Raw genomic sequence first — 20,293 nt, 5'->3', positions numbered from 1 at the left:
AGCATAGGCCAAGACCATCATGAAGTCCGCCCGGCGTATCGAGACGTCTGCCATCGCACACCCCCAGTGAGGCTATGCTAGTCCCCTCTGTTATCAATACCTAGGGGAAATTCGCAAGCCTGATGCGCCCTGCGGGAAATAGAGCACTCTGCGTTTGGCCGAAAGCGGACTGGCGTTCGATGTCAGCGTTCTGGGAGGGTCGTCGCTGTATGAGATGGCCGAGTGACGGCGCATGGCTGCCGTCGCCGCCCAAAACCAAGGTCGGCTTCGTGCTTGAGCGTGATGCGCTTTGTCCGACAGGCTGTCGCTAAGGCTTTGGCGCGCCCCGTCCAACCAGCGCCCGCGATCCACTGTCAGCCGCCGCACCAGCACCAGCACGGCGTCGATCGTCGGCGTCTGACAGCGCGGTTGAGATCGCCCGCGCGCGGTTCTACTAGTCCGAGAACCTCACGCTCACGCCGCGCTGCCGAAAATAAGCCTGCATCAGCTTGCGGCCCGAACGGTTGCTCTGCGCCAATTTGGTCGGATCGAACACCGCCTGTTTTATCCCCTCCCGTGTCAGCGCCGCCTTGAGCGTCGCGATATGTGCGTCGATGTCGGCATTGTCCGCCCGGAGCGAGGCATAGATGCTCTCGGTCGCTTCGGCCACGGTCGGTTCGCTCATTGGTGTCGTCCTTTGGTTGGTTGGGCGGCGCTTAGCACAGATTCGCGGCTCCGCCGATACCGATGAGACCGTCAGTGCACAGCACCCGGGGTTTGACGTGCGCTTTTGCGACGGCGCCGTGGCCTCTCAACGAGGTGCATGAGCACTACAAACTCCGGGCTTTCGTCATGTCGGCGGCACTTGCCGGGCTGGCTGGCTCGCTCAAGGCGATCGTGTTCCAGTTCGGAAGCGGACTGGCGGCTTCTGGCATCCAGAAAGCGCAGCAGACATTCAACCAGATGGGATTGACGTCCCTAACTGACCCGAAGGCGACTTTCGATATTGGATGCCCAACTTGCTTTCACCACTTGACCCGGAAGCCGAGCGAGCCGGTCAGTACATGACTGTCACCGAAGTCTTCCAGGCCTGTCCGGGCGATGGCTTCGCCAAAAACCGAGAACTTGTCGTCGGCCCAATTGATGGTGCCGCCGATGCCGAGACCGCCCCAGAGCTGCTCGTTCCTGCTCGAGAGGCTGCTGCCGGCAAGGTCGACCGACGAGCCATCCTCAAAATCGTAGTAAAGGTTGGCGATGGTGTAGACATTCGTGTGGCCGGTACGACCCGTCTGGTCCTGCCACTGCGACTGGTGGTCGAGCGACAGGCCGAGGCGGCCGAGCAGGTTGTCGCTGCTATCCAGGGCAACCCTTGCGCCGAAGGCGTCGGTGAAGGCGTCGAAATCGACGGATGACCAGGCAAGCTGCGCTTGCGGCGTCAGCGACCAGCTCGGGTCGAGCATGATGCGTTTGCCTGCTTCGACACCGAGCGCGTAGCCGACGCCGTTGTTGCCGTCGACGAGCCGCTGTCCGGCGGTCGCCGAATCGAGATTGCTGTCGTACCAGATCACCTGCGCCTGGCCGTCGAGGTAGAAGCCTTCCGCGCCGTACCAGGTCAGCGAGCCGGAAATGCCGGTGCCGGTGCTATCGATCGATCCGCTGCCGAACACCGACGAGACGTCGGCGGACACGGTGCCATACTGGAAGGCGATGCCGCCGATGAGCTGGCCGGCCGCGCTGTCGGACAAAAGCATGTCGGCGCCGGTCTGCAGCCTCCAGGTCGATGTGTCGTATGTCGTTGCGGTGGTGGAGCTTTCCGGATCGTAGGAGCCGCTGGTGCCTTCGATCCTGCCCCACAGCCCGATACCGGCCTCGGCCTTTACGTCATCGGAGATCCCATCGGCGCCTTGCGCTTCGATGGTCCAGGATCGGTTGCCGAGCCGCTGCTGCAGCGTGCCCAGCTGGTTGAAGGTCTGCAATACGCCCGCATAGGCCTCGTAGAGCGGTGCGCCGGCCTGATAGAGCGGAGTTCCGGGTCCGCCACCATCAATCAGGGCGGAGCGCAAATACCAGTCGCCGTCGGTGGGCGTGCTCGTGCCGCCCTGATAGAGCCTGTAGGCATAGGCGCCGCCGACGACCGCCGCATCGCCTTCGAACGTGTAGTCGCCCTTGAGCGCGAAGCTGCCGTTCGAGATGCCGCCGACGTCGACGATCTTGATGCCTTCGGCCGTTTGATCTCCCGCGCCGCCGAAATTGGCGACCTCGAGCGTGCCCGTCCCCGACGAGCCGCCGGCGATCACCAGCATGTCGGTCGCCGAGCCGTCGCCACCAAGCGCTGTGTTGAGGACGAATGTGCCGCCATTGCCGACATAATCGCCGCTGATGGTCAGCGTGTTGCCGAGACCGCCGCCGGCGATGCGCACCGTTCCGGCATTGGTCAGCCCGGCAAGCGTCTGGGAGGTGCCAGCAAGATCGAGCGTGGCGCCCGAGGCGACCGAGAACTGCGAGGAAGAACTGAACGCGTTGGCCGCGCCCGCGGCAAGCGTGCCGCCGCTGACCGAAGTGGCGCCCGTGAAGCCTGAGTTGCCCGAGGCGAGCACCACCGTGCCCAGTCCGTCCTTGACGAAAGCGCCGGCGCCCGAGAGCACCCCGGCATAGCTCGCATTGGCCGCCTCATCGAAGGTGAAGGAGGTCCCCGCGCCGATCGCGACATCGCCGCCGAAGCGCTCGGCCGCCGAGACGAGGCCACCCTGATCGATGGTCCAGTCGAGCAGCGAGGTGCCGGTCAGCGTCAGCGCGCCGGCGCCGTCCTTCACCATCGTGCCGGTGCCGGAGATATCGCCGGCAAAGCTGGCATCCGCCGCCTGGTCGAACACGACAGTGCCGGCATTGCCGATGTCGCCACGGATCGAAGCCGCATTGCCGATCAGCGTGCCGGCGTCCACCAGCGTGTTGCCGCCATAGCTGTTCGTTCCGGTGAGGGTTAGCGTGCCGGAGCCTGTCTTGGCGAGGCTGCCGGCACCTGTCACCTGGCCGGTAAGGTCCAGTTGCGTACCTGCGGCCGTATCGAATCCACCATTGCCGTTGAGCTGGACATTGCGGGCAGTGGAAAAACTGGCAGTCGTGCGCAGGTCGCCGCCGCCGAAGGTGAGATTGCCGGAGGCGGCGCCAAGATTGCCGTCGCCAGCCACTTGAAGCGTCCCGGCGTTGATCACCGTGCCGCCGCTGTAGGTGTTGGCGCCGGTGAGGATTGTCGTTCCGCTGCCGATCTGGCTGACCGAGCCGGTGCCGCTGATGATACCGCCATAAGTCAGCGCGTCGCTGCGGTTGAAGGCGAGCGTGCCATTGTCGGTGACGTCGCCGATGATCGAGCCGCTGGTACCGCCATTGCCCAGCTGCAGCGTGCCTTGCTGGATGTCCCAGTTGGTGGTTGCCGTGCCGGCGCCGGTCAGCGACCAGGTGCTGGTGCCGGTCTTCTGGAAGGTGTCGAAGTTCCGGTATTGCGCCGCCGCACCAATAGAGGAGATATCGAACGTGCTGTCGGTGTTACCGCCGAGCCGCAACGTGTCGGTCGCCTGGGTCGCGTTCGCGACGACATTGCCTTCGATCACCGAGCCGGCCTGCAGCTCGAGTGTCATCGAGCCCGTCGTCGGCGTAACGTTCCAGGCGATCGCATTGGCCTGACCGGCGCCGGCCCGGATCGTGCCGCTGTTGATGAGGCTCACGTTCACCGTGGCCCCATTGGTCGTCACCGCCGCCGCACCGGCTCCCCCCTCAAGAATCCCGGTATTGACGATCGGATTGACGCCTCCTCGGCTAACAATTGCTGCGCGACCGCTGGAACTGCCTCGGATCGTTCCGTGGTTTATAAGCGTGTTGTTCCCCGTAGGGTGGCCGATATCGACGCCGCCCAGGATGAGGCCGTTGTTCGTCAGGGATGATTGGGTTACGACTTGGACGCCACCTCCTATGGAACCATCGGCAGCATTTCCGCCCGAGATCGTGCCGTTGTTGATCAGCGTCGATTGATTCTGCACCACGACGCCGACGCCGCCAGTGCCTCCTATTCCCCCACCTGTTCCGCCTGTGATCGAGCCATTGTTGATGACCGACGCCTGAGTATTTATAAGGACGCCGATCGCACCATTGACGTTGACGGACGCGCCGGCATTGCCGCCGGAGAACGTGCCGGCCAAAGTTTCAATGCTGCCCGGTCCCGCAAACGTAATCCGGCCCCCAGCCCCTGCGGAATTATCAACCCCCTTGAGGGTGAAGCTCTGCGTGTCGATCGTGATAGGCTTGGCGGCGGCCGGAAGATTCGATGCAGATACGGAGAAGCTGCTTGTCAGCGTGATCGTCGCATTGGGGTCGGCGTCGGCGTTCGCGGCAATGATCGCGGCGCGAAGCGAGGCATCGTCGTTGGCGACGTAGTTGCCCGCCATCGCCGGGCGCGGCGCCAGTCCGACAACAACCAGAACGGCCAGGGAAGCGCCCGCCAGAAGGCGTCCGCGACCTTCGGCCAAAAGCCCGCCGCGCGCGCGAATTCGTCCCGCCATGCCTCGTTCCCCTGATTCCCCGAATGCGCCGAAGGCAGCACGAAAATTATTAGCCCGCAAGACACTTATAGTCTTGAGGACTACCAAAAAGCTAACGTTGATCAGTAAAATGAAGTCTGTGGCGTCTGTACGACAGGAAATCTATTTAATTAGCTTCCTCTTACTAAAGCAAAGCCTCACTAAATGACGTGAATGACCTCGCCGCATGCGGAAATCTGGAGCCGCTGGCCGTCCAGCCGATTCCATGGATAAACTCGGGGCCTGCGGGACTAAGTGGACGCAGCACAAAGGCCACTTGCACTTCGGAACTGAACCGGAATTGCGCCGCCGCGCCCACGCCATCCCGTCGCCCGCGAAAGTGGTCGTCAGCCCCTTGCAGCGGATGCCGCCAATCTAAGCCGCCACTGCGAACCACCGAGGCAGAGCAGGCGCTTCAAGGTTTAGACCGCCGCGCCCTCACCCATAACACCCGCGCTCCACCGCCAGTCGGCGCACCAGTGCCAGCACGGCATCGATGGTCGGCGTCGGTCTGTCCGTTAGCCGGCCAAGTTCCTGCACCGCGCTCACCAGCGCGTCGATTTCCATCGGCCGGCCGCGCTCCAGATCCTGCAGCATCGAGGTCTTGTGTTCGCCGACATCGCCGGCGCCCTTGATGCGCCGGTCGACCCCGATCGGAAAACGCACGCCGAGGCTTTCGCCGATCGCCTGCGCTTCCAGCATCATGATGCGGGCGAGCGTACGGGTGCCTTCGTCGGCAACGATCGCGGCAAGCGTGCTGCCGGTCAGCGCGGAGATCGGGTTGAAGGAGAGATTGCCCCACAGCTTCACCCAGATTTCGCTGCGGATGTCGTCGCGCACCGGCACCTGCAGCCCCGCCTTGACCATCTCCTCGGCCAGAAGCGTGACCCGTTCGCTGCGCACACCCGAGGGTTCGCCGAGCGAGAAGCGCTTGCCCTCGACATGGCGGATGAGGCCCGGCGCATCGACTTCGACGGCGGGATAGACGACCGAGCCGATGACGCGCTGCGGCCCGATCCGCTGCCAGATCGCGCCACCGGGATCGACCGCGCTCAGCCTGGTGCCTTCGAGCGGCCCGCCGACGCCGTGGAAATACCACCACGGCACGCCGTTCTGCATGGTGACGACGGCGGTGTGCTGCCCGAGCAGCGGCGCGATCTGGTCAAGGGCCGGGGTGAGGGAATGGGCTTTCAGCGCCAGCACGACATAATCCTGCACGCCAAGTTCCTCGGCTTTCGCGGCGGCCCGGACGGGGACGGACGTCTCCTGGCCATCCTCGATCAGGCGCAGGCCGTTCGCCTTGATCGCTTCCAGATGCGCGCCGCGCGCGACGATCGAAAGATCGGTCCGCCCAGTGATTGCCAGCTTGGCTGCGAGATAGCCGCCGATCGCGCCGGCGCCGAAGATGGTGATCTTCATCGTCAAAGTCCGAGTTTGGCGGCAAGGCCGATGCGCTGCAATTTGCCGGTCGCGCCCTTGGGGATCTCGTCCAGGATCAGGATCTTGCGCGGCACCTTGAAGTCGGCAAGCCGCGTCGCGGCATAGGTGCGGATGTCGCCCTCGGTGGCGCTGATGCCTTCGCGCAGCACCACCGCCGCCGCCACCTCCTCGCCCAGCTTGTCATGCGGCATGGCAAAGGTGACGACCTGCGCCACCGCTGGATGGTCCATCAGCACGTCGTCGACCTCGAGCGGTGAGATCTTTTCGCCGCCGCGGTTGATGATCTCCTTGAGCCGTCCGGTGACCCTGAGATAGCCGTCCTCGTCCAGCACGCCCTGGTCGCCGGTGTGGAACCAGCCATGCGCGAAAGCCGTGGAATTGGCATCCGGGTTCTTCTCGTAGCCCACCGTGACGTTGGGCCCGCGAATGACGATCTCGCCGGTCTCGCCGGCTTTCAGCAACCGCCCGTCGGGCGCCATGACAGCCACGTCCGGGCCGGCGGAGGCACCGACGCTGCCCGGCTTGCGCTGGCCCGGCGGCAGCCGGTTCGACGCCATCTGGTGCGCCGCCTCGGTCATCCCGTAGGATTCGATCACCGGGCAGCCGAAAGTCGCCTCTAGTTCGGCCATCACCTGCGCCGGCAGCGAGGCCGAGGACGAGCGGATGAAGCGCAGGCGCGCTGCCGCCAGCACCTCGGTGTTGCGCGCCGCCCTGGGCAGGATCGCCTGATGCATGGTCGGCACCGCCGTGTACCAGCTTGGTCGTGCCTCGCTCAGCCACTGGAAGAAGCGCAGCGCGTTGAAGCCGGGCGTGCAGTAGATGCTGCCGCCTGATGCCAGCGACGACAGCACGGCCGCGATCAGGCCGTGAATGTGGAACAGCGGCATGATGTTGAGGCAACGGTCATCGGCCGTCAGGCCAAGTGTCGCGCCGATATGGGCTGATGAGGCCGCGATGTTGGCATGGCTGAGCGGCACCAGTTTTGGCCGCGATGTCGTGCCCGAAGTGTGCAGCAACAGCGCGATGTCATTATCCCGCGCCATGTCGGGCGCCGCTTGCGGTCCGATCGCCGCGCCCTCGATCGTGAAGCTGCCGGCTGGTGTGTCCGGCTGCACGACAAGCCGCAGCACGCCGATGCCGAGGCGCTCGGCAACCGTCACCGCCGGTCCGGTCTCGCCTTCCGCGACAAGGATCGCCTTGGCGCCGATGTCGGTCAGGTAGAAATCGAGCTCGTCGGCCCGGTAGGCGGGATTGAGCGGTGCCGTCGAGGCGGCGGCTGCCACGGCGACGAAGGCGGTGGCCATCTCGGGTCCGTTCGGCAGCACGATCGCCACCCTGTCGCCTCGGCCGATGCCGCGCGCATGCAGCTGTTTTGCCGTGTCGGCGATCAGGCCGCGCAGTCCGCCATGGGTGAGCGTCGCCCTGTCGGGTGCCAGGATGGCGGGCGCATCATCGGCGCCGGCGGCGAGGCGGCGGGAAAGCCCAGGAGAATTTGCGATACTGGCCATGATCACCGACTATCTTTCCAACCCGTCAAAATCCAGCCGCGACACGCATATGTGATGCCACGGCAGACTGGGTCTATATCAATATCCAAGCGCCAAGCCATCCTTGCGCGGATCGGAAGCGCCGGTCAGCGTGCCCTTCTCCCAGTCGATCAGCACCACTTGCCCGCCGCCTAGCGGATGATGCGGCTCGGCTGTGCGATGGCCACGTCGGCGCAGGCCCTCGATCGCCTCGGCAGGAACGTTGCGCTCGGCCTCAACAGTGTCGTCATTGTAGAACACCCTGGGCGCATCCAGCGCCTGCTGCGGATCCATGCCGAAGTCGATCATGTTGGTGAGCAGGTGGACATGCCCGAACGGCTGGTAGCCGCCGCCCATGACGCCGAACGGCATCACCACGCGGCCGTTCTTCGTCGCCATGCCGGGCATGATCGTGTGCATCGGCCGCTTGCCGGGCGCGATCGCGTTCGGATGTGCCGGGTCGAGGCGGAAGCTCGAACCGCGGTTCTGCAGCACGATTCCGGTCTTCGGGCCGACGACGCCGCTGCCGAACGAATAATAGGTCGAGTTGATGAAGGAGACCGCGTTGCGGTCGCGGTCGACGATGGAGATGTAGACCGTGTCGCTGCCGGGCAGCTCCACGCGCGGCAGATGCGTCATGGCACGTTCGCGGTCGATCTCGGCGCGCAGCCGGTCGGCATAGGCGCCGGACAGGAGCTGCTTGACCGGCACCGGAACACGGTCCTGGTCGCCGACATAGCGGTCGCGGTCGCGATAGGCCAGACGCCCGGCTTCGATCTCCAGATGCAGGCGCTCGGCGCCATTGGGGTCGAGCTCGCCAAGCTTGAAGCCCGACAGCACGTTGAGCATCAAAAGCGCCGTCAGGCCCTGATTGTTCGGCGGCATCTGGTGGATATCATGGCCGCCATAGGAGGTGCTAACCGGCGCCACATAGTCGCCTCTGGTCGCCGCGAAATCCTCGGCCGAGTGCAGCCCGCCCAATTCATTGAGCCGGCGCACTATATCGTCGGCGACAGCGCCTTCGTAGAAACCGGCCCGGCCGTGTTTGGCGATGATGCGCAAGGTCGCCGCCAGTTCCGGTTGCCGGTGGACGTCGCCGGCTTTCGGCGCGTTGCCGCCGGGCAGGAAGATGCGCGCGGCATGCTCGTCGGCCGAAAGATCGGTCTCCGGTTCGGCCCAGTCGAAGGCGACGCGGTCATGCACGACATAGCCGTTCTCGGCATAATGGATGGCCGGCGCCAGCGCCTCGGCAAGGCCTTTGCGGCCATGGTCCTCGAGCAGGCGGCTCCAGGCATCGACGGCGCCCGGCACGGTGACCGCATGCGGACCCTGCAGCGGGATGCTGTCGAAGCCTTTTTCCAGATACCAGTCGACCGTCGCCTTGGCCGGCGCGCGGCCGGAGCCGTTGAAGGCCAGTACATTGCCTTGCCCCCCGGGAGAATAGAGCACGAAGCAGTCGCCGCCGATGCCGGTCGACTGCGGCTCGACCACGCCCTGCACGGCGGCGGCACAGACCGCGGCATCCATGGCGTTGCCGCCGGAGCGCAGCATCTCGATTGCCGCAAGGGTTGCAAGCGGATGCGAGGTCGCGGCAACCGCCTCGGTGGCACGAACCGGCGAGCGGCCGGGAAACTGGAAATCACGCATTCTGTCTGGATATCCCTGGTCACGTCTGCGAATTGGTCATCTGAAATCAATGCCGCCGCCCGAAGATCTGCGCAACCGACAACAGCACGACCGAGAGCACGATCAGGCAGGTGGAGATGGCGGCGATCGTCGGGTCGATCTGGTCGCGCAGCGCATTGAACATGCGGCGCGTCAATGTCGTGGTCTCGCCGCCAGATATGAACAGCGAAACCACCACTTCGTCGAAGGAGGTGATGAAGGCGAACAGCGCGCCCGAGACGATCGAGAAGCGGATCTGCGGCATGGTCACCTGCCAGAAGGCGGCGACGCGTCCGGCGCCGAGGCTGCGCGCCACGCGCTCCTGGTTCATGTCGTAGGAGCGCAGTCCCGACAGCACGGTCAGCACCACCAGCGGCAGCGCCTGCACCGTGTGCGCGATGACCAGGCCGGTCAGCGTGTTGTTGAGCCCGATGCGCGCATAGAGGAAGAAGGTGCCGATGCCGATCAGGATCACCGGGACGATCAGCGACGCCGTCAGCAGCGCGTTGATGGTGCCGTTGAAGCGCAGCGTGCCCCGGTTGATGGCATAGGCTGCGGCAGTGCCGAGCGGCGTCGCCACCAGCACCGTCGTAACAGCCACCTTGACCGAGACGATCGTGGCGTCGCGCCACTCCAGTGACCCGAAATAGGCCTGGTACCAGCGCAGCGACCATTGCTGTGGCGGGAATTGCAGCAGCGTCGAGTCCGAAAACGACATGATGACGATGATGATCGACGGCGCGATCAGGAACAGCAGCACGAGGCTGCCGAGGCCGTAGAGCCACAGACGTTGCCGATGCGAGATCGGCAGGCCGATATCCTCGCTCATCGCGAACTCCACACACCGGTGGCGCGCGCGCCGAGCAGCCACTGGAACAGGCCGAGAAGCGCCAGCGTGACCACCAGCAGCACCACGCCAAGTGCCGCACCCGCACCCCAGTTGGAATAGAGGCTGGTGGTCTGTTCCATGCGCATCGCCCACATGATCACCTTGCCGCCGCCCATCAGCGCAGGCGTGACGAAGAAGCCCAGGCAGAGCACGAAGACGATGACCACGCCCGAGGCGAGGCCGGGCAGCGACAGCGGAAAGAAGATCTGCCGGAAGGTGGCGACCGGGCCGGCGCCGAGGTTCATGCCGGCGCGCAGGCAGTCGGTGTCGATCGTCTTCATCGAGGCATAGAGCGGCAGCACCAGGAACGGCAGCAGGATATGCGTCATGCCGATGACGACGCCCGACAGATTGTTGGCGAGCGACAGCGGCTGGCTGATGACACCGAGGTCGATTAGCCAGCTGTTGATCAGGCCCTTGCGCTGCAGGATCACCAGCCAGGCATAGGTGCGCACCAGCACCGATGTCCAGAACGGCAGGATGACAAAAATCAGGCAGATCGACGCCGCCCGGCGCGGCAGCTGCGACAGCATGTAGGCCAAGGGATAGCCAAGCAGGACACAGGCGCCGGTGACGATGAAGGCGACCTTGAAGGTGGTTGTGAAGGTCTTGATGTAGGAGACCTGCTCGAAGAAGCGCGCATAGTTGGCGGCGCTGAAGGCGCCGGCCTCGTCGAACAGCGACAGCCAGAACAGCCAGCCGATCGGCACGATGATGATGGCGAAGACCAGGAACAGGCTCGGCGACAGCAGCGCCAGCAGCCGCAACGACTCGCGCCGCGCGTCAGTGCGCAGCGCCTGCGCGTTCAGGTCCTGGCCCGCGCCGGCAGTCTCTTGCATGAGGGCGGGCGCGCTCATCAGTCTGCCGCCACCAGGATCGTGTCCTGCGCGTCGAGGCCGAGGCTGACCGGCTGGCCGGAAGCCGGCATTTTCGCCAGCACGTCGCTGCGGCAATAGTCACGCAATGTCAGCTGGCGCCCATCGCGCAGCACCGCGTAGCAGACGAAGCTGTCGCCCTGGTAGATGATGTCACTGAGTGTCGCGTTGAGCACGTTGACGCCGCTTGCCGGTTCGGCATTTGCCAAGAGCCGCAGCTTTTCCGGCCGCACCACCATCAGGTGCTGGCCAGCCGCCGGCACTGGTGCTGCCGTGTGGATTCTGCGGTCCTCGTACCAGACGGAGCCGTTGCGGCACTCGACCGGGATGAAATTCGATTCGCCGATGAAGCCGGCTACAAACCGCGTTTGCGGCGTGGCGTAGAGGGTTTCAGGTCTGTCGAGCTGTTCAATGCGTCCACCGTTCATGACTGCAATGCGGTCCGACATGGTGATGGCTTCGCGCTGGTCATGGGTGACATAGACCGTGGTCATGCCAAGCCGGCGATGCAGGGCGCGCAGTTCGATCTGCATGTGCTCGCGTAGGCCCTTGTCCAGCGCCGACAGCGGTTCGTCCATCAGCACGATGCGCGGCTCGAAGACGATGGCGCGCGCCAGCGCCACGCGCTGGCGCTGGCCGCCGGAAAGCTGGTCGACCCGGCGCTCGCCCAGCCCCTGTAATTTCACCAGATCCAGCGCCTTCTCGACACGCTCGGCCGTCTTGGCGGCGGTGACGCTGCGCTGCTTCAGCGGAAAGGCGATGTTGTGAAAGACGTTCATATGCGGAAACAGCGCGTAGTTCTGGAACACCATGCCGATGTTGCGCTTGTGCGGCGGCGTGGTGATGATCTCGTCATTGCCAACCTTGATGCTGCCGGCATTGGCCCGCACAAAGCCGGCAAGGATCATCAGCAGCGTCGTCTTTCCGGACCCGGAAGGCCCGAGCAGCGTCAGGAACTCACCGGCCTCGACATCGAGGTTGAGGTCGCGCAGCACCGCTACGCTGCCAAATCGTTTCTCGATGCCGCGCATGCTGATCGGCAGCGCGGATGGCGCAATGGACAAGATTTTTCTCTCCTTGGGCGGCAAGCAAGAACTGACGAGGCAGACGCTGCTAGCGCCGCCTCGCCGTGAGCTTCCGGCCGCAGCCTATTGCTGGATCAGATTGTTGAACTTTTCCGTCGCCTCGACCAGATTGTCGCGCCAGAACTCGGCATCCTGCAGCACCTGCTTCTTGACGTTTTCGGGTGCCGAATTGATGTCCTTGATCCTGTCCTGTGGGATCTTGCCTGTCTCGAAAGCCTTCTCGTTGACCGGGCCATTATCGACATAGAGCGGCAGATTGGCCTGCAGTTGCGGGCTGACGAACATCGCCAGCGCCTTCATCGCCGCTTCCTTGTTCTTGGCACCCTTGGGGATGACCATGCAGTCGGCGGTCAGCACGCCCTGGTCGAACGAGAAGCTGACCGGCGCGCCTTCCTTCTTCAAGGTGCCGGCGCGGCCGTTCCAGATGCTCGCCATATCGACCTCGCCGTCTTTCACCAGCTGCATGGCCTGGGCGCCGGAGGTCCACCAGGCGTCGACATGGCCGCGGATCTTGTCGACGGATTTCAAGGCGCCGTCGATATCGACCGGATAGACCTTGTCGATCGGAACGCCCTCGGCCAGTGCCGCGACGCTCAGCGTTTCGGTCGACTGGCTGCCGCTCAGCGCGCGCCGTCCCGGGAATTTTTCCACGTTCCAGAAATCGGCCCATGTCTTCGGGCCTTTGTCGCCGAAGACATCGGTCCGGTAGATCAGCACGACCGAGGTGTAGGAAATACCGACCCAGTCGTCATGGACAAGCTTCGGGTTGATGCCGCTCTTGTCGATGATGCCGTAGTCGAGTTTCTCGAATAGCCCTTCCTTCGAGCCACGCGCGCATTCGTCGGCGCCAAGTTCGGTGATGTCCCATTTCACCGCATTGCCGGTCACCTGTAGCCGCACGTCGTCGAGGCCGTTGGTGGTGTCTTCCTTGATGGTGATGCCGAGCGCGTCGGCGGTCGGCTTGAAGAACGCCTTGGTCTGCGCCTCCTGGTAGGTGCCGCCCCATGAGGCGACGGTGATGGTGTCGCCCGCCATGGCGGGGGCCGCGAACGACGCCATGAGGGCGGCAACCGCAACAACGCTAACGCTTCTGGTCCTGTTCATTTTCGGCTCTCCAACCGGTGTTCCCATTGTTTTTAATTTAGCATGCTATTTTGTATACAATTTTGAGTGTAGCTTAGGGATCGATGTTGTCAACACCATCCGGCGCGATCGAATCTACGCGTTTCGCGCCGGACAAGGTGGCGAGGGACGACCTCGCTGGGGGCGTGGCAAATTGCGCCGACTGCGGCTACAGCTATGCGTGTTCCGGCTGGAAGGCCGGAGAAGTGGGAAGGGAACCTTGGCCAAGGAAACCAAAAATACGCTGCGCGACTCGGTCTACTCCGCGCTCAAGGCGATGATCGTGACCGGCCAGATCCCGCCGGGTTCGCGCGTCACCGAAAACGACATCGCCGCGAGACTGACTGTCAGCCGCACGCCGGTGCGCGAGGCCTTCAACCGCCTCGAGCGCGACGGCCTGGTCACCGGCCGGCCGCGCCAGGGCTATGTCGTCACCGAGTTCGACATCAACATGTTCCGCGAGGCGTTCGAGATCCGCGAGCTGCTCGACGGCCATGCGACGGAACTGGCGGCAGCGGCGGCAACGGAGGCGGACAAGGCGCGGCTGCGCGCCATGCTGGCCGAATGCGAGCGGCTGGCCGCCATTCCGGAGCGCACCAACAGGGAAAAATTCCAGGAACTGGAAGTCGGCATCGACCTGCACCGCGTCATCGCCGAAATCAGCGGCAACGTGATGCTGCACGGCATGCTGTGCGGCATCCTCGACAAGTGCCAGCACTATGTCTGGACGGAACTGCTCTGGCTGGACGAATGGAAGATCGCCCGCGACGAGCACGCTGAAATCGTCGACGCCATCTGTGCCGGCGACGCCAGCCGCGCCGGCACGCTGGCGCGCGCCCATGTGCGGGGATCGCGAGACAACGTTTTGCGCCTGCTGCAGGCCAAGTCGGACTATCGGAACTTTCTGGCCAAGGCGTCGTGAGGGGCGAGGAGCTTGGGCGAGGCCTGCCCGCCGAGAGACCCTGACGACAAGCGCCTTTGAGCCTTCAGCCCTTGCGCTCCTGAAGGCTGTTGCCGCCGTCGACCACCAGCAGGGCGCCGTTGACATAACTGGCGCCTTCCGAGGCCAGGAACACGACCGCAGCGGCAACCTCATCCGGCCGCCCGGCCCGCGCCGGCGGCGTATGCAGGGCGGCTTGCCGCTCCATCTCGCTCGACGAACCCGTTTCGATCCAGCCGGGGGCGACGGCATTGGCCGTGATGCCGTTTTTCGCCACTTCGAGCGCGAGTGCGCGCGTCAGGCCCACCATGCCGGCCTTGGCGGCGGAATAGGCTGATGTGCCTTCGAAGGACACCAGTGGCCCGGTGACCGACGCCACATTGACGATGCGCCCGTAGCCCGCGTCGACCATCGCCGGCAGAAACGCCTTCGTGACGAGGAATGCCGTCTTCAGGCTGACGTCGATCCCTTGGTCCCAGTCGGCCTCGGTCATGGCGAGAAACGTCTTGTCGACCGAGGGTGATGCCAGCGAGCCCATGCCGGCATTGTTGACCAGGATATCGACGGCGCCGACATCATCCCGCAACCGCGCGACATCAGCAGCAATGGTGAGATCGGCGACCACGGCTTTGGCATCGATGCCTTCGGTATAAAGCTCGGTGGCGCGATCGAGCACACGCGCACTGGCGCCCGTGAGGAAAACGGCATGGCCGGCATGGCCGAGCTGCCGGGCAATGGCAAAGCCAATGCCGTCGGCGGCGCCGGCTCCGGTGATAAGTGCGCGCCTGATGCTGGTAGGAGGCATGGTCAAATCAGGCTCCGCTGGTATCCGCCTGTCCTGCGAATGAGACAGCAGCGGTCGCAAATCAACGAACCATAGCCCATGGATGATTTTGGCGCGCCCGAAGAGATTCGAACTCCTGACCCCCAGATTCGTAGTCTGGTGCTCTATCCAGCTGAGCTACGGGCGCGCAACAGGCCATGCTTTCCATGACCCCGCGAGCCGATCGTGAACGACCGACCGCGACGAGACGTGTTCCCTAGCGACTGAATTTCCGAAAAGCAAGCCGATCCGGTAAAAGTTTTGTCGCAGGCGTGTCATCCGGCGATGACGGGCCGTTTGCCCGGCGCATCGTAACAGCTCGGCGTGGCATGTCCGGGCTCTGGATTGTCTCCAGCCCGTGCGGTTCTCTTTGCCGGAGCCGCTTCGGCTATATGCATTCCAAATTCGAAGGCTGGGTAGGCGCGGATTGCCGGGCGAAACAGCCCAACCCTATCATGCCGGGCGGCGCAGGCCGTTGCGGGCCTGGTCGAGCCGGACCGGCTGGTCGGGGATGGTGACCGCGAATGTGGTGCGCCCGCCAATGCTCTCGACCAGTTCCACCGTGCCGCCATGCGCGCGGATCAACTCATGCGCGATCGCCAGGCCAAGGCCGGTGCCGCCGCTGCGCGCCGAGCCGCGAAAGGCCGCGAACAGGTTCTCGCGCGCCTTGGGTGGCAGGCCGGGGCCGGTGTCGCTGACGGCGATGCGGCTGACGCTGCCCAGGCGCACGGCCGACACCGCCAGGCGGCGCACCAGGGCGCTTTCGCTGTCTGCCGCCATCGCCTGCACCGAGTTGCGGCACAGATTGGTGAGCACGCGGAACAGCTGGTCGGAATCGGCGTCTACCTCGAAGGCCGGCTCGACGGAATTGACGAACTCGATGCCTTGCTCGATGTCGAGCAGGCCGTGCACGTCCTCGACCAGTTGGCGCAGCCGCAAGCGTCGGCGCGCCGGTGGCGGCTCCTGGGTGCGGCCATAGGCGAGCACGCCTTCGGAATAGGAGACGGCGCGGTCGAGCGCGCGCAGCAGTTTCGGCGCGAAGGCCTGCACGGTCGGGTCCTTGACCTGGCGCAGGCGGTCCGACATCAGCTGCGCCGAAGCCAGGATGTTGCGCATGTCATGGTTGATCTTGGAGACGGCGAGGCCAAGGTCGGCAAGGTGCTTCTGCTCGGAGAGCATTTTCTGCAGCCGCTCCTGCATCTGCGACAGCTCGCGCTCGGCGACGCCGATCTCGTCGGCGCGGGCGGCCGGATGGATGATGCGCCCGGGATCGTCGGGGGCTTCGGAGAAAGACAGCATCGAGCGCGTCATCGTCCGGATCGGCCCGATCATGATCAGGTCGATGGCGGCATAGACCAGCATGGCGGTGAACAGCGAGATCAGCAGCGAGACAAAGGCGACGTTGCGGGAATATCGCAGCATCGCATTGCGCAAGCTGTTGTCCGGCATGATCAGCTCGAACTCCTTGTCCGAGTCGCCGACCGGGCCGAAGACGCGGAGCATCCGGCCGCCGCCGAAAAACAGCGTGTCGAGCGCGCCGGTCATGCCCTTGATCATGCCGATCGAGGCGATATCGATGTGTTCGTCGACCTTCGGCGGCATTTCGGCCACCACCAGCAGCCGCGAGACGCCGCCGTCGCGCACGGCGATCGCCTTGGCGCCGATTGCCATCAGCACGTCGTTCTGCGCCGTGCGCGACAGCGAGGTGGGTTCACCCTGCACCAGCACGATCGACACCGCCGCCGCCGTGCTCAGCCGCTCCTTCAGCCAGTTCAGCCGGTAGCTGGCGATCCAGGGCAGGAAGATCAGCACTTCGGCCAGCAGCACGAAAACAATGGTGAGCAGCAGCAGCTTGGTCGACAGGCCGCGCGACAGCGGCACCGTGCGCACGATGGCTGGCTCCGCCGTGCCGATCGTTTCCTGCGCTTGTATGGTTTCGCTCATGCGGTCCATGTCTTCACAATCACTTGATCAACGCAGATTAGGCGATTACGGCTTTTTTGCCAATTTCATCCTTGGTCGGAAACATAAACCGACCTGAACGACGCCCGGCTTGCGCCCGACGACTCCGGATTGACTTCCAAAAGCCTTCTTTCTATAAGCCCGCACACGCTCGGGCCATTCGTCCCGGCGCGGTTTCGATCGCGCCAAAGCCGGCCCGGCAAAGCTCCTGTTACACAGTGACAGAATCAAGAAGGGCCGCACCCCGCGGTATTAAAACAAATGAAGCGTACCTACCAACCGTCTAAACTCGTCCGCAAACGTCGGCACGGCTTCCGTGCCCGCATGGCCACCAAGGGTGGTCGCGGCGTCGTCGCAGCTCGCCGCAACCGCGGTCGCAAGCGGCTCAGCGCCTGAACGGAAGACGAGATCGTTGCCCGCAACCGGCAAGCCAGTGGGACCAAATCCCAAGCGGCTTCTGAAGCGCGCGGAATTCCTGGCCGTCCGTCGTGGTGAAAAGCGACGCGGGCGGCTTTTTCTCGTTGAAGTTCTCGACCGTGGCGACGGCCTGTCGCCGCGCGTCGGCTACACCGTCACCAAGAAGGTCGGCAATGCTGTTGTCCGCAACCGCGTCCGCCGGCGGCTGCGAGAAGCCGTTCGTACGCATGCGGCAAGTGACATGGCGCCTGGCAATGACTATGTCATCGTCGGGCGTGAAGACGTGCTTACCATTCCGTTCGGTCAGTTGAAGGCCGAACTCTCCCGCCGACTGCGCGGAACACGATAGGCCAAGGGCTTTCGATGGAAAACAACCGGAACTTCTTCATCACCATCGCGCTGTCGGTGCTGATCCTGGCGGTATGGCAATATTTTTACGTGTTGCCGCGCAGCGAAGCCCAGCGCGACGCGGCCCGCGTCGAACAGCAGCGCGTCGAGGAGCAGAAGAAGGCCGCCGGCGCCAATCCCGGCGCCGACACCGGAACGCCCGCCGCACCTGGCGCCATTCCGAACGCACCCGGCACCGACGCCGTGACGCCGGCCGGCCGCGAACAGGCACTCGCCACGACGACCCGCGCCAAGATCGATACGCCAAGCCTCGAGGGTTCGATCAACCTGACCGGCGCCCGTCTCGACGACCTCAAGCTCAGGCACTATACCGAGACGGTCGACAAGAATTCGCCCGAGATCAGCCTGCTCAACCCGGCAGCACTCCCCAATGGCTACTATGCCGAGATCGGCTTCGTCGGCAACGACAAGACCGGCGCGGTGCCTGGTCCCGAGACCGTGTGGGCCGTCGACGGCAATGCGACGCTGACGCCGACAACCCCGGTCACGCTGACCTATTCGAACGACAAGGGCCTGACCTTCAAGCGCACCTTTTCCGTCGATACCAACTACATGTTCACGGTGTCCGACACGGTGCAGAATTCGGGCACGGCCGCTGTCTCGCTGTCCAATTACGGCCGCGTCACCCGTTTCGACAAGCCGGCCGTTGCCAGCACCTATGTGCTGCATGAGGGCCTGATCGGCTTCACCGGCACCGAAGGCCTGCAGGAACACAAATACGCGTCCATCGAGAAGGACAAGCAGTTCACGCCGGGCAAGTCGACCGACGGCTGGCTCGGCATCACCGACAAATACTGGGCGGTGACGCTGGTGCCGACCGAGAAGCAGCCGTTCCAGCCGCGCTACGCCTATTTCGAGGATGGCCGCCATCGCTACCAGTCCGACTTCCTGACCGACCCGATCACCGTCGATGCCGGTCAGTCGGCGACGGTAGAGAGCGAAATCTTTGCCGGCGCCAAGGAGGTCGGCAAGATCAACGCCTATGCGGAAGACCGCCACATCAAGCGGTTCGACCTGCTGATCGACTGGGGCTGGTTCCACTTCATCACCAAGCCGATGTTCTGGCTGATCGACACGCTCTACAAATTCTTCGGCAATTTCGGCCTGGCGATCCTCGCCACCACCGTCATCGTCAAGGCCATCTTCTTCCCACTCGCCAACAAGTCCTACGCGTCGATGGCGAACATGAAGAAGGTGCAGCCCAAGATGCTCGAGATCCGCGAGAAATACGCGGATGACAAGATGAAGCAGCAGCAGGCGATGATGGAGCTGTACAAGACCGAGAAGATCAATCCGCTTGCCGGCTGCTGGCCGGTGGCGCTGCAGATTCCGGTCTTCTTCTCGCTCTACAAGGTGCTCTACATCACCATCGAGATGCGGCATGCGCCGTTCTTCGGCTGGATCCAGGATCTGGCGGCACCCGATCCGACGTCGATCTTCAATCTGTTCGGCCTCGTTCCGGTCACCTTGCCGCACATGCTGATGATCGGTGTCTGGCCGCTGATCATGGGCGTCACCATGTTCCTGCAGATGCGCATGAACCCGACGCCGCCAGATCCGACCCAGGCCGCGATCTTCACCTGGATGCCCGTCATCTTCACCTTCATGATGGCGGGTTTCCCGGCCGGCCTAGTCATCTACTGGGCCTGGAACAACACGCTGTCGATCCTCCAGCAAGGCGTGATCATGAAGCGCCAGGGCGCCAAGATCGAGCTGTGGGACAATCTGATCGCACTGTTCCGAAAGAAACCGTCACCGGCGGAATAGAAGGCGTTGCCTTTGCGAAATCAAAAAAGCCCCGGTTCGCCCGGGGCTTTTTTGTTGAACGGACCCTTTCATCACGTTCCCGTGACCGGCGAAACTAGCGCCCCGCAAGCGGCGTGACTGCGTGTGCGTTTCCAAAGGCTATCAATTCCGATCAGCCCTCACCCGGAGGAAGAACACATGCGCTTGCCGTCATTCAGGACCGTCGCCATTTCCGCACTTGTCGCCAGTGTGGCGATTGCCGCTCCCGCCTATGCCAAGAACCCGAACGTTGGCGGCGCGCCGATGTACACCACCAAGAACATCGTCGAGAACGCCGTCAATTCGAAGGACCACACGACCTTGGTCGCCGCCGTGAAGGCGGCCGGCCTTGTCGACACGCTGCAGGGCGCCGGTCCGTTCACTGTCTTCGCGCCGACCAACGCAGCCTTCTCGGAGCTGCCCAAGGGCACCGTCGACACGCTGCTGAAGCCCGAGAACAAGGACCAACTGACCAAGGTGCTGACCGCTCATGTCGTGGCCGGCAAGATCTCGGGCGCCGAAATGATGAAGAAGGCCAAGGCAATGGGCGGCAAGTACGAGATGAAGACCGTTTCCGGCGATACGCTGACCGCCGAGGTCAAGAAGGGTAAGCTCTACATCATGGATGAGTCCGGCGGCGAGGCCAAGGTGACGATCGCCGACGTCAACCAGTCGAACGGCGTCATCCATGTCGTCAACAAGGTGTTGTTGCCAAAGTAACGGCTTCCGGCGAGGGGATACAGGCAGAACCGTTGGGGCTTTCTCGGGCCTGCCGTCCTCACCTCATGACGAGGCGCCATATTTCT

Annotated in this window: 16 protein-coding genes, 1 tRNA gene and 1 pseudogene; 6 read left to right on the top strand and 12 right to left on the bottom strand. The window is 64.0% G+C overall.

The window, feature by feature from the left end; all coding sequences use genetic code 11:
• Nucleotides 1–433 precede the first annotated feature (433 nt).
• The gene (locus C8D77_RS21180; RefSeq protein WP_109667375.1) at nucleotides 434–664 is read right to left on the bottom strand and encodes a hypothetical protein; all 231 of its coding nucleotides are present in this window, start codon (nucleotides 662–664) and stop codon (nucleotides 434–436) included.
• Nucleotides 665–807: 143 nt separating this feature from the next.
• On the opposite strand from C8D77_RS21180, the pseudogene C8D77_RS38065 reads away from it, so the two are divergent.
• Nucleotides 808–894, top strand: a pseudogene (locus C8D77_RS38065) (branched-chain amino acid ABC transporter permease); the annotation flags it as partial.
• 110 nt (nucleotides 895–1,004) lie between these two features.
• Here C8D77_RS38065 and C8D77_RS21170 read toward each other — a convergent pair.
• The 8 genes from C8D77_RS21170 to C8D77_RS21135 form a co-directional block, all read right to left on the bottom strand.
• Nucleotides 1,005–4,532, bottom strand: a complete 3,528-nt coding sequence (locus C8D77_RS21170; protein ID WP_109667372.1) for an autotransporter outer membrane beta-barrel domain-containing protein — start codon at nucleotides 4,530–4,532, stop codon at nucleotides 1,005–1,007.
• A 456-nt stretch (nucleotides 4,533–4,988) separates the two neighbouring features.
• On the bottom strand, nucleotides 4,989–5,969 hold the full coding sequence (locus C8D77_RS21165) for a 2-dehydropantoate 2-reductase (protein ID WP_109667369.1): 981 nt from the start codon (nucleotides 5,967–5,969) through the stop codon (nucleotides 4,989–4,991).
• Between the two features lie 2 nt (nucleotides 5,970–5,971).
• The gene (locus C8D77_RS21160; protein WP_109667366.1) at nucleotides 5,972–7,498 is read right to left on the bottom strand and encodes an acyl--CoA ligase; all 1,527 of its coding nucleotides are present in this window, start codon (nucleotides 7,496–7,498) and stop codon (nucleotides 5,972–5,974) included.
• A gap of 78 nt (nucleotides 7,499–7,576) precedes the next feature.
• A complete protein-coding gene (gene ggt, locus C8D77_RS21155) occupies nucleotides 7,577–9,163 on the bottom strand; it encodes a gamma-glutamyltransferase (RefSeq protein WP_109667363.1) in 1,587 nt (528 codons plus the stop codon).
• Between the two features lie 46 nt (nucleotides 9,164–9,209).
• Nucleotides 9,210–10,010, bottom strand: a complete 801-nt coding sequence (locus C8D77_RS21150; protein WP_109667361.1) for an ABC transporter permease — start codon at nucleotides 10,008–10,010, stop codon at nucleotides 9,210–9,212.
• The gene (locus C8D77_RS21145; protein ID WP_109667358.1) at nucleotides 10,007–10,927 is read right to left on the bottom strand and encodes an ABC transporter permease; all 921 of its coding nucleotides are present in this window, start codon (nucleotides 10,925–10,927) and stop codon (nucleotides 10,007–10,009) included. The genes C8D77_RS21150 and C8D77_RS21145 overlap by 4 nt, the downstream gene beginning before the upstream one ends.
• Nucleotides 10,927–12,009, bottom strand: coding sequence for an ABC transporter ATP-binding protein (locus C8D77_RS21140; protein ID WP_109667355.1), 1,083 nt, complete (start codon nucleotides 12,007–12,009; stop codon nucleotides 10,927–10,929). The genes C8D77_RS21145 and C8D77_RS21140 overlap by 1 nt, the downstream gene beginning before the upstream one ends.
• An 84-nt stretch (nucleotides 12,010–12,093) precedes the next feature.
• On the bottom strand, nucleotides 12,094–13,134 hold the full coding sequence (locus C8D77_RS21135) for an ABC transporter substrate-binding protein (RefSeq protein ID WP_109667353.1): 1,041 nt from the start codon (nucleotides 13,132–13,134) through the stop codon (nucleotides 12,094–12,096).
• 238 nt (nucleotides 13,135–13,372) lie between these two features.
• Between C8D77_RS21135 and C8D77_RS21130 the strand changes: the two genes are divergently transcribed.
• Nucleotides 13,373–14,074 (top strand): GntR family transcriptional regulator, encoded by a 702-nt coding sequence (locus tag C8D77_RS21130; RefSeq protein WP_109667350.1) that lies wholly within the window; start codon nucleotides 13,373–13,375, stop codon nucleotides 14,072–14,074.
• 64 nt (nucleotides 14,075–14,138) lie between these two features.
• Here the strand turns inward: C8D77_RS21130 and C8D77_RS21125 are convergent, their stop codons facing one another.
• The 3 genes from C8D77_RS21125 to C8D77_RS21115 all read right to left on the bottom strand — a co-directional run bounded on the left by C8D77_RS21125 (nucleotide 14,139) and on the right by C8D77_RS21115 (nucleotide 16,859).
• Entirely contained in the window at nucleotides 14,139–14,897 is a 759-nt protein-coding gene (locus tag C8D77_RS21125) for an SDR family NAD(P)-dependent oxidoreductase (RefSeq protein WP_109667347.1), read from the bottom strand.
• Between the two features lie 89 nt (nucleotides 14,898–14,986).
• Nucleotides 14,987–15,063: transfer RNA gene (locus C8D77_RS21120), tRNA-Arg, on the bottom strand.
• 305 nt (nucleotides 15,064–15,368) lie between these two features.
• Nucleotides 15,369–16,859, bottom strand: coding sequence for an ATP-binding protein (locus C8D77_RS21115; protein ID WP_109667777.1), 1,491 nt, complete (start codon nucleotides 16,857–16,859; stop codon nucleotides 15,369–15,371).
• Nucleotides 16,860–17,138: 279 nt separating this feature from the next.
• On the opposite strand from C8D77_RS21115, the gene rpmH reads away from it, so the two are divergent.
• The 4 genes from rpmH to C8D77_RS21090 all read left to right on the top strand — a co-directional run bounded on the left by rpmH (nucleotide 17,139) and on the right by C8D77_RS21090 (nucleotide 20,207).
• On the top strand, nucleotides 17,139–17,273 hold the full coding sequence (gene rpmH, locus C8D77_RS21105) for a 50S ribosomal protein L34 (protein ID WP_008833937.1): 135 nt from the start codon (nucleotides 17,139–17,141) through the stop codon (nucleotides 17,271–17,273).
• 16 nt (nucleotides 17,274–17,289) lie between these two features.
• On the top strand, nucleotides 17,290–17,643 hold the full coding sequence (gene rnpA / locus C8D77_RS21100) for a ribonuclease P protein component (protein ID WP_091575737.1): 354 nt from the start codon (nucleotides 17,290–17,292) through the stop codon (nucleotides 17,641–17,643).
• Nucleotides 17,644–17,657: 14 nt separating this feature from the next.
• Nucleotides 17,658–19,469, top strand: a complete 1,812-nt coding sequence (gene yidC, locus C8D77_RS21095) for a membrane protein insertase YidC (protein WP_109667344.1) — start codon at nucleotides 17,658–17,660, stop codon at nucleotides 19,467–19,469.
• A gap of 177 nt (nucleotides 19,470–19,646) precedes the next feature.
• Nucleotides 19,647–20,207: a fasciclin domain-containing protein gene (locus C8D77_RS21090; protein ID WP_109667341.1), complete on the top strand. Its 561-nt coding sequence runs from the start codon at nucleotides 19,647–19,649 to the stop codon at nucleotides 20,205–20,207.
• Nucleotides 20,208–20,293: the final 86 nt, after the last annotated feature.

This window comes from Mesorhizobium loti, assembly GCF_003148495.1.
Lineage (GTDB): Bacteria > Pseudomonadota > Alphaproteobacteria > Rhizobiales > Rhizobiaceae > Mesorhizobium > Mesorhizobium loti.
The sequence above is the reverse complement of the archived record's forward strand: the minus strand, read 5'-3'. Positions and strand labels throughout refer to the sequence as shown.

Bases quoted from the DNA above. Each gene is read 5' to 3' on its own strand.
- C8D77_RS21180 (WP_109667375.1), bottom strand. From the start codon at position 664: ATGAGCGAACCGACCGTGGCCGAAGCGACCGAGAGCATCTATGCCTCG.
- C8D77_RS21170 (WP_109667372.1), bottom strand. From the start codon at position 4,532: ATGGCGGGACGAATTCGCGCGCGCGGCGGGCTTTTGGCCGAAGGTCGC.
- C8D77_RS21165 (WP_109667369.1), bottom strand. From the start codon at position 5,969: ATGAAGATCACCATCTTCGGCGCCGGCGCGATCGGCGGCTATCTCGCA.
- C8D77_RS21160 (WP_109667366.1), bottom strand. From the start codon at position 7,498: ATGGCCAGTATCGCAAATTCTCCTGGGCTTTCCCGCCGCCTCGCCGCC.
- ggt (WP_109667363.1), bottom strand. From the start codon at position 9,163: ATGCGTGATTTCCAGTTTCCCGGCCGCTCGCCGGTTCGTGCCACCGAG.
- C8D77_RS21150 (WP_109667361.1), bottom strand. From the start codon at position 10,010: ATGAGCGAGGATATCGGCCTGCCGATCTCGCATCGGCAACGTCTGTGG.
- C8D77_RS21145 (WP_109667358.1), bottom strand. From the start codon at position 10,927: ATGAGCGCGCCCGCCCTCATGCAAGAGACTGCCGGCGCGGGCCAGGAC.
- C8D77_RS21135 (WP_109667353.1), bottom strand. From the start codon at position 13,134: ATGAACAGGACCAGAAGCGTTAGCGTTGTTGCGGTTGCCGCCCTCATG.
- C8D77_RS21125 (WP_109667347.1), bottom strand. From the start codon at position 14,897: ATGCCTCCTACCAGCATCAGGCGCGCACTTATCACCGGAGCCGGCGCC.
- C8D77_RS21115 (WP_109667777.1), bottom strand. From the start codon at position 16,859: ATGAGCGAAACCATACAAGCGCAGGAAACGATCGGCACGGCGGAGCCA.
- rpmH (WP_008833937.1), top strand. From the start codon at position 17,139: ATGAAGCGTACCTACCAACCGTCTAAACTCGTCCGCAAACGTCGGCAC.
- yidC (WP_109667344.1), top strand. From the start codon at position 17,658: ATGGAAAACAACCGGAACTTCTTCATCACCATCGCGCTGTCGGTGCTG.
- C8D77_RS21090 (WP_109667341.1), top strand. From the start codon at position 19,647: ATGCGCTTGCCGTCATTCAGGACCGTCGCCATTTCCGCACTTGTCGCC.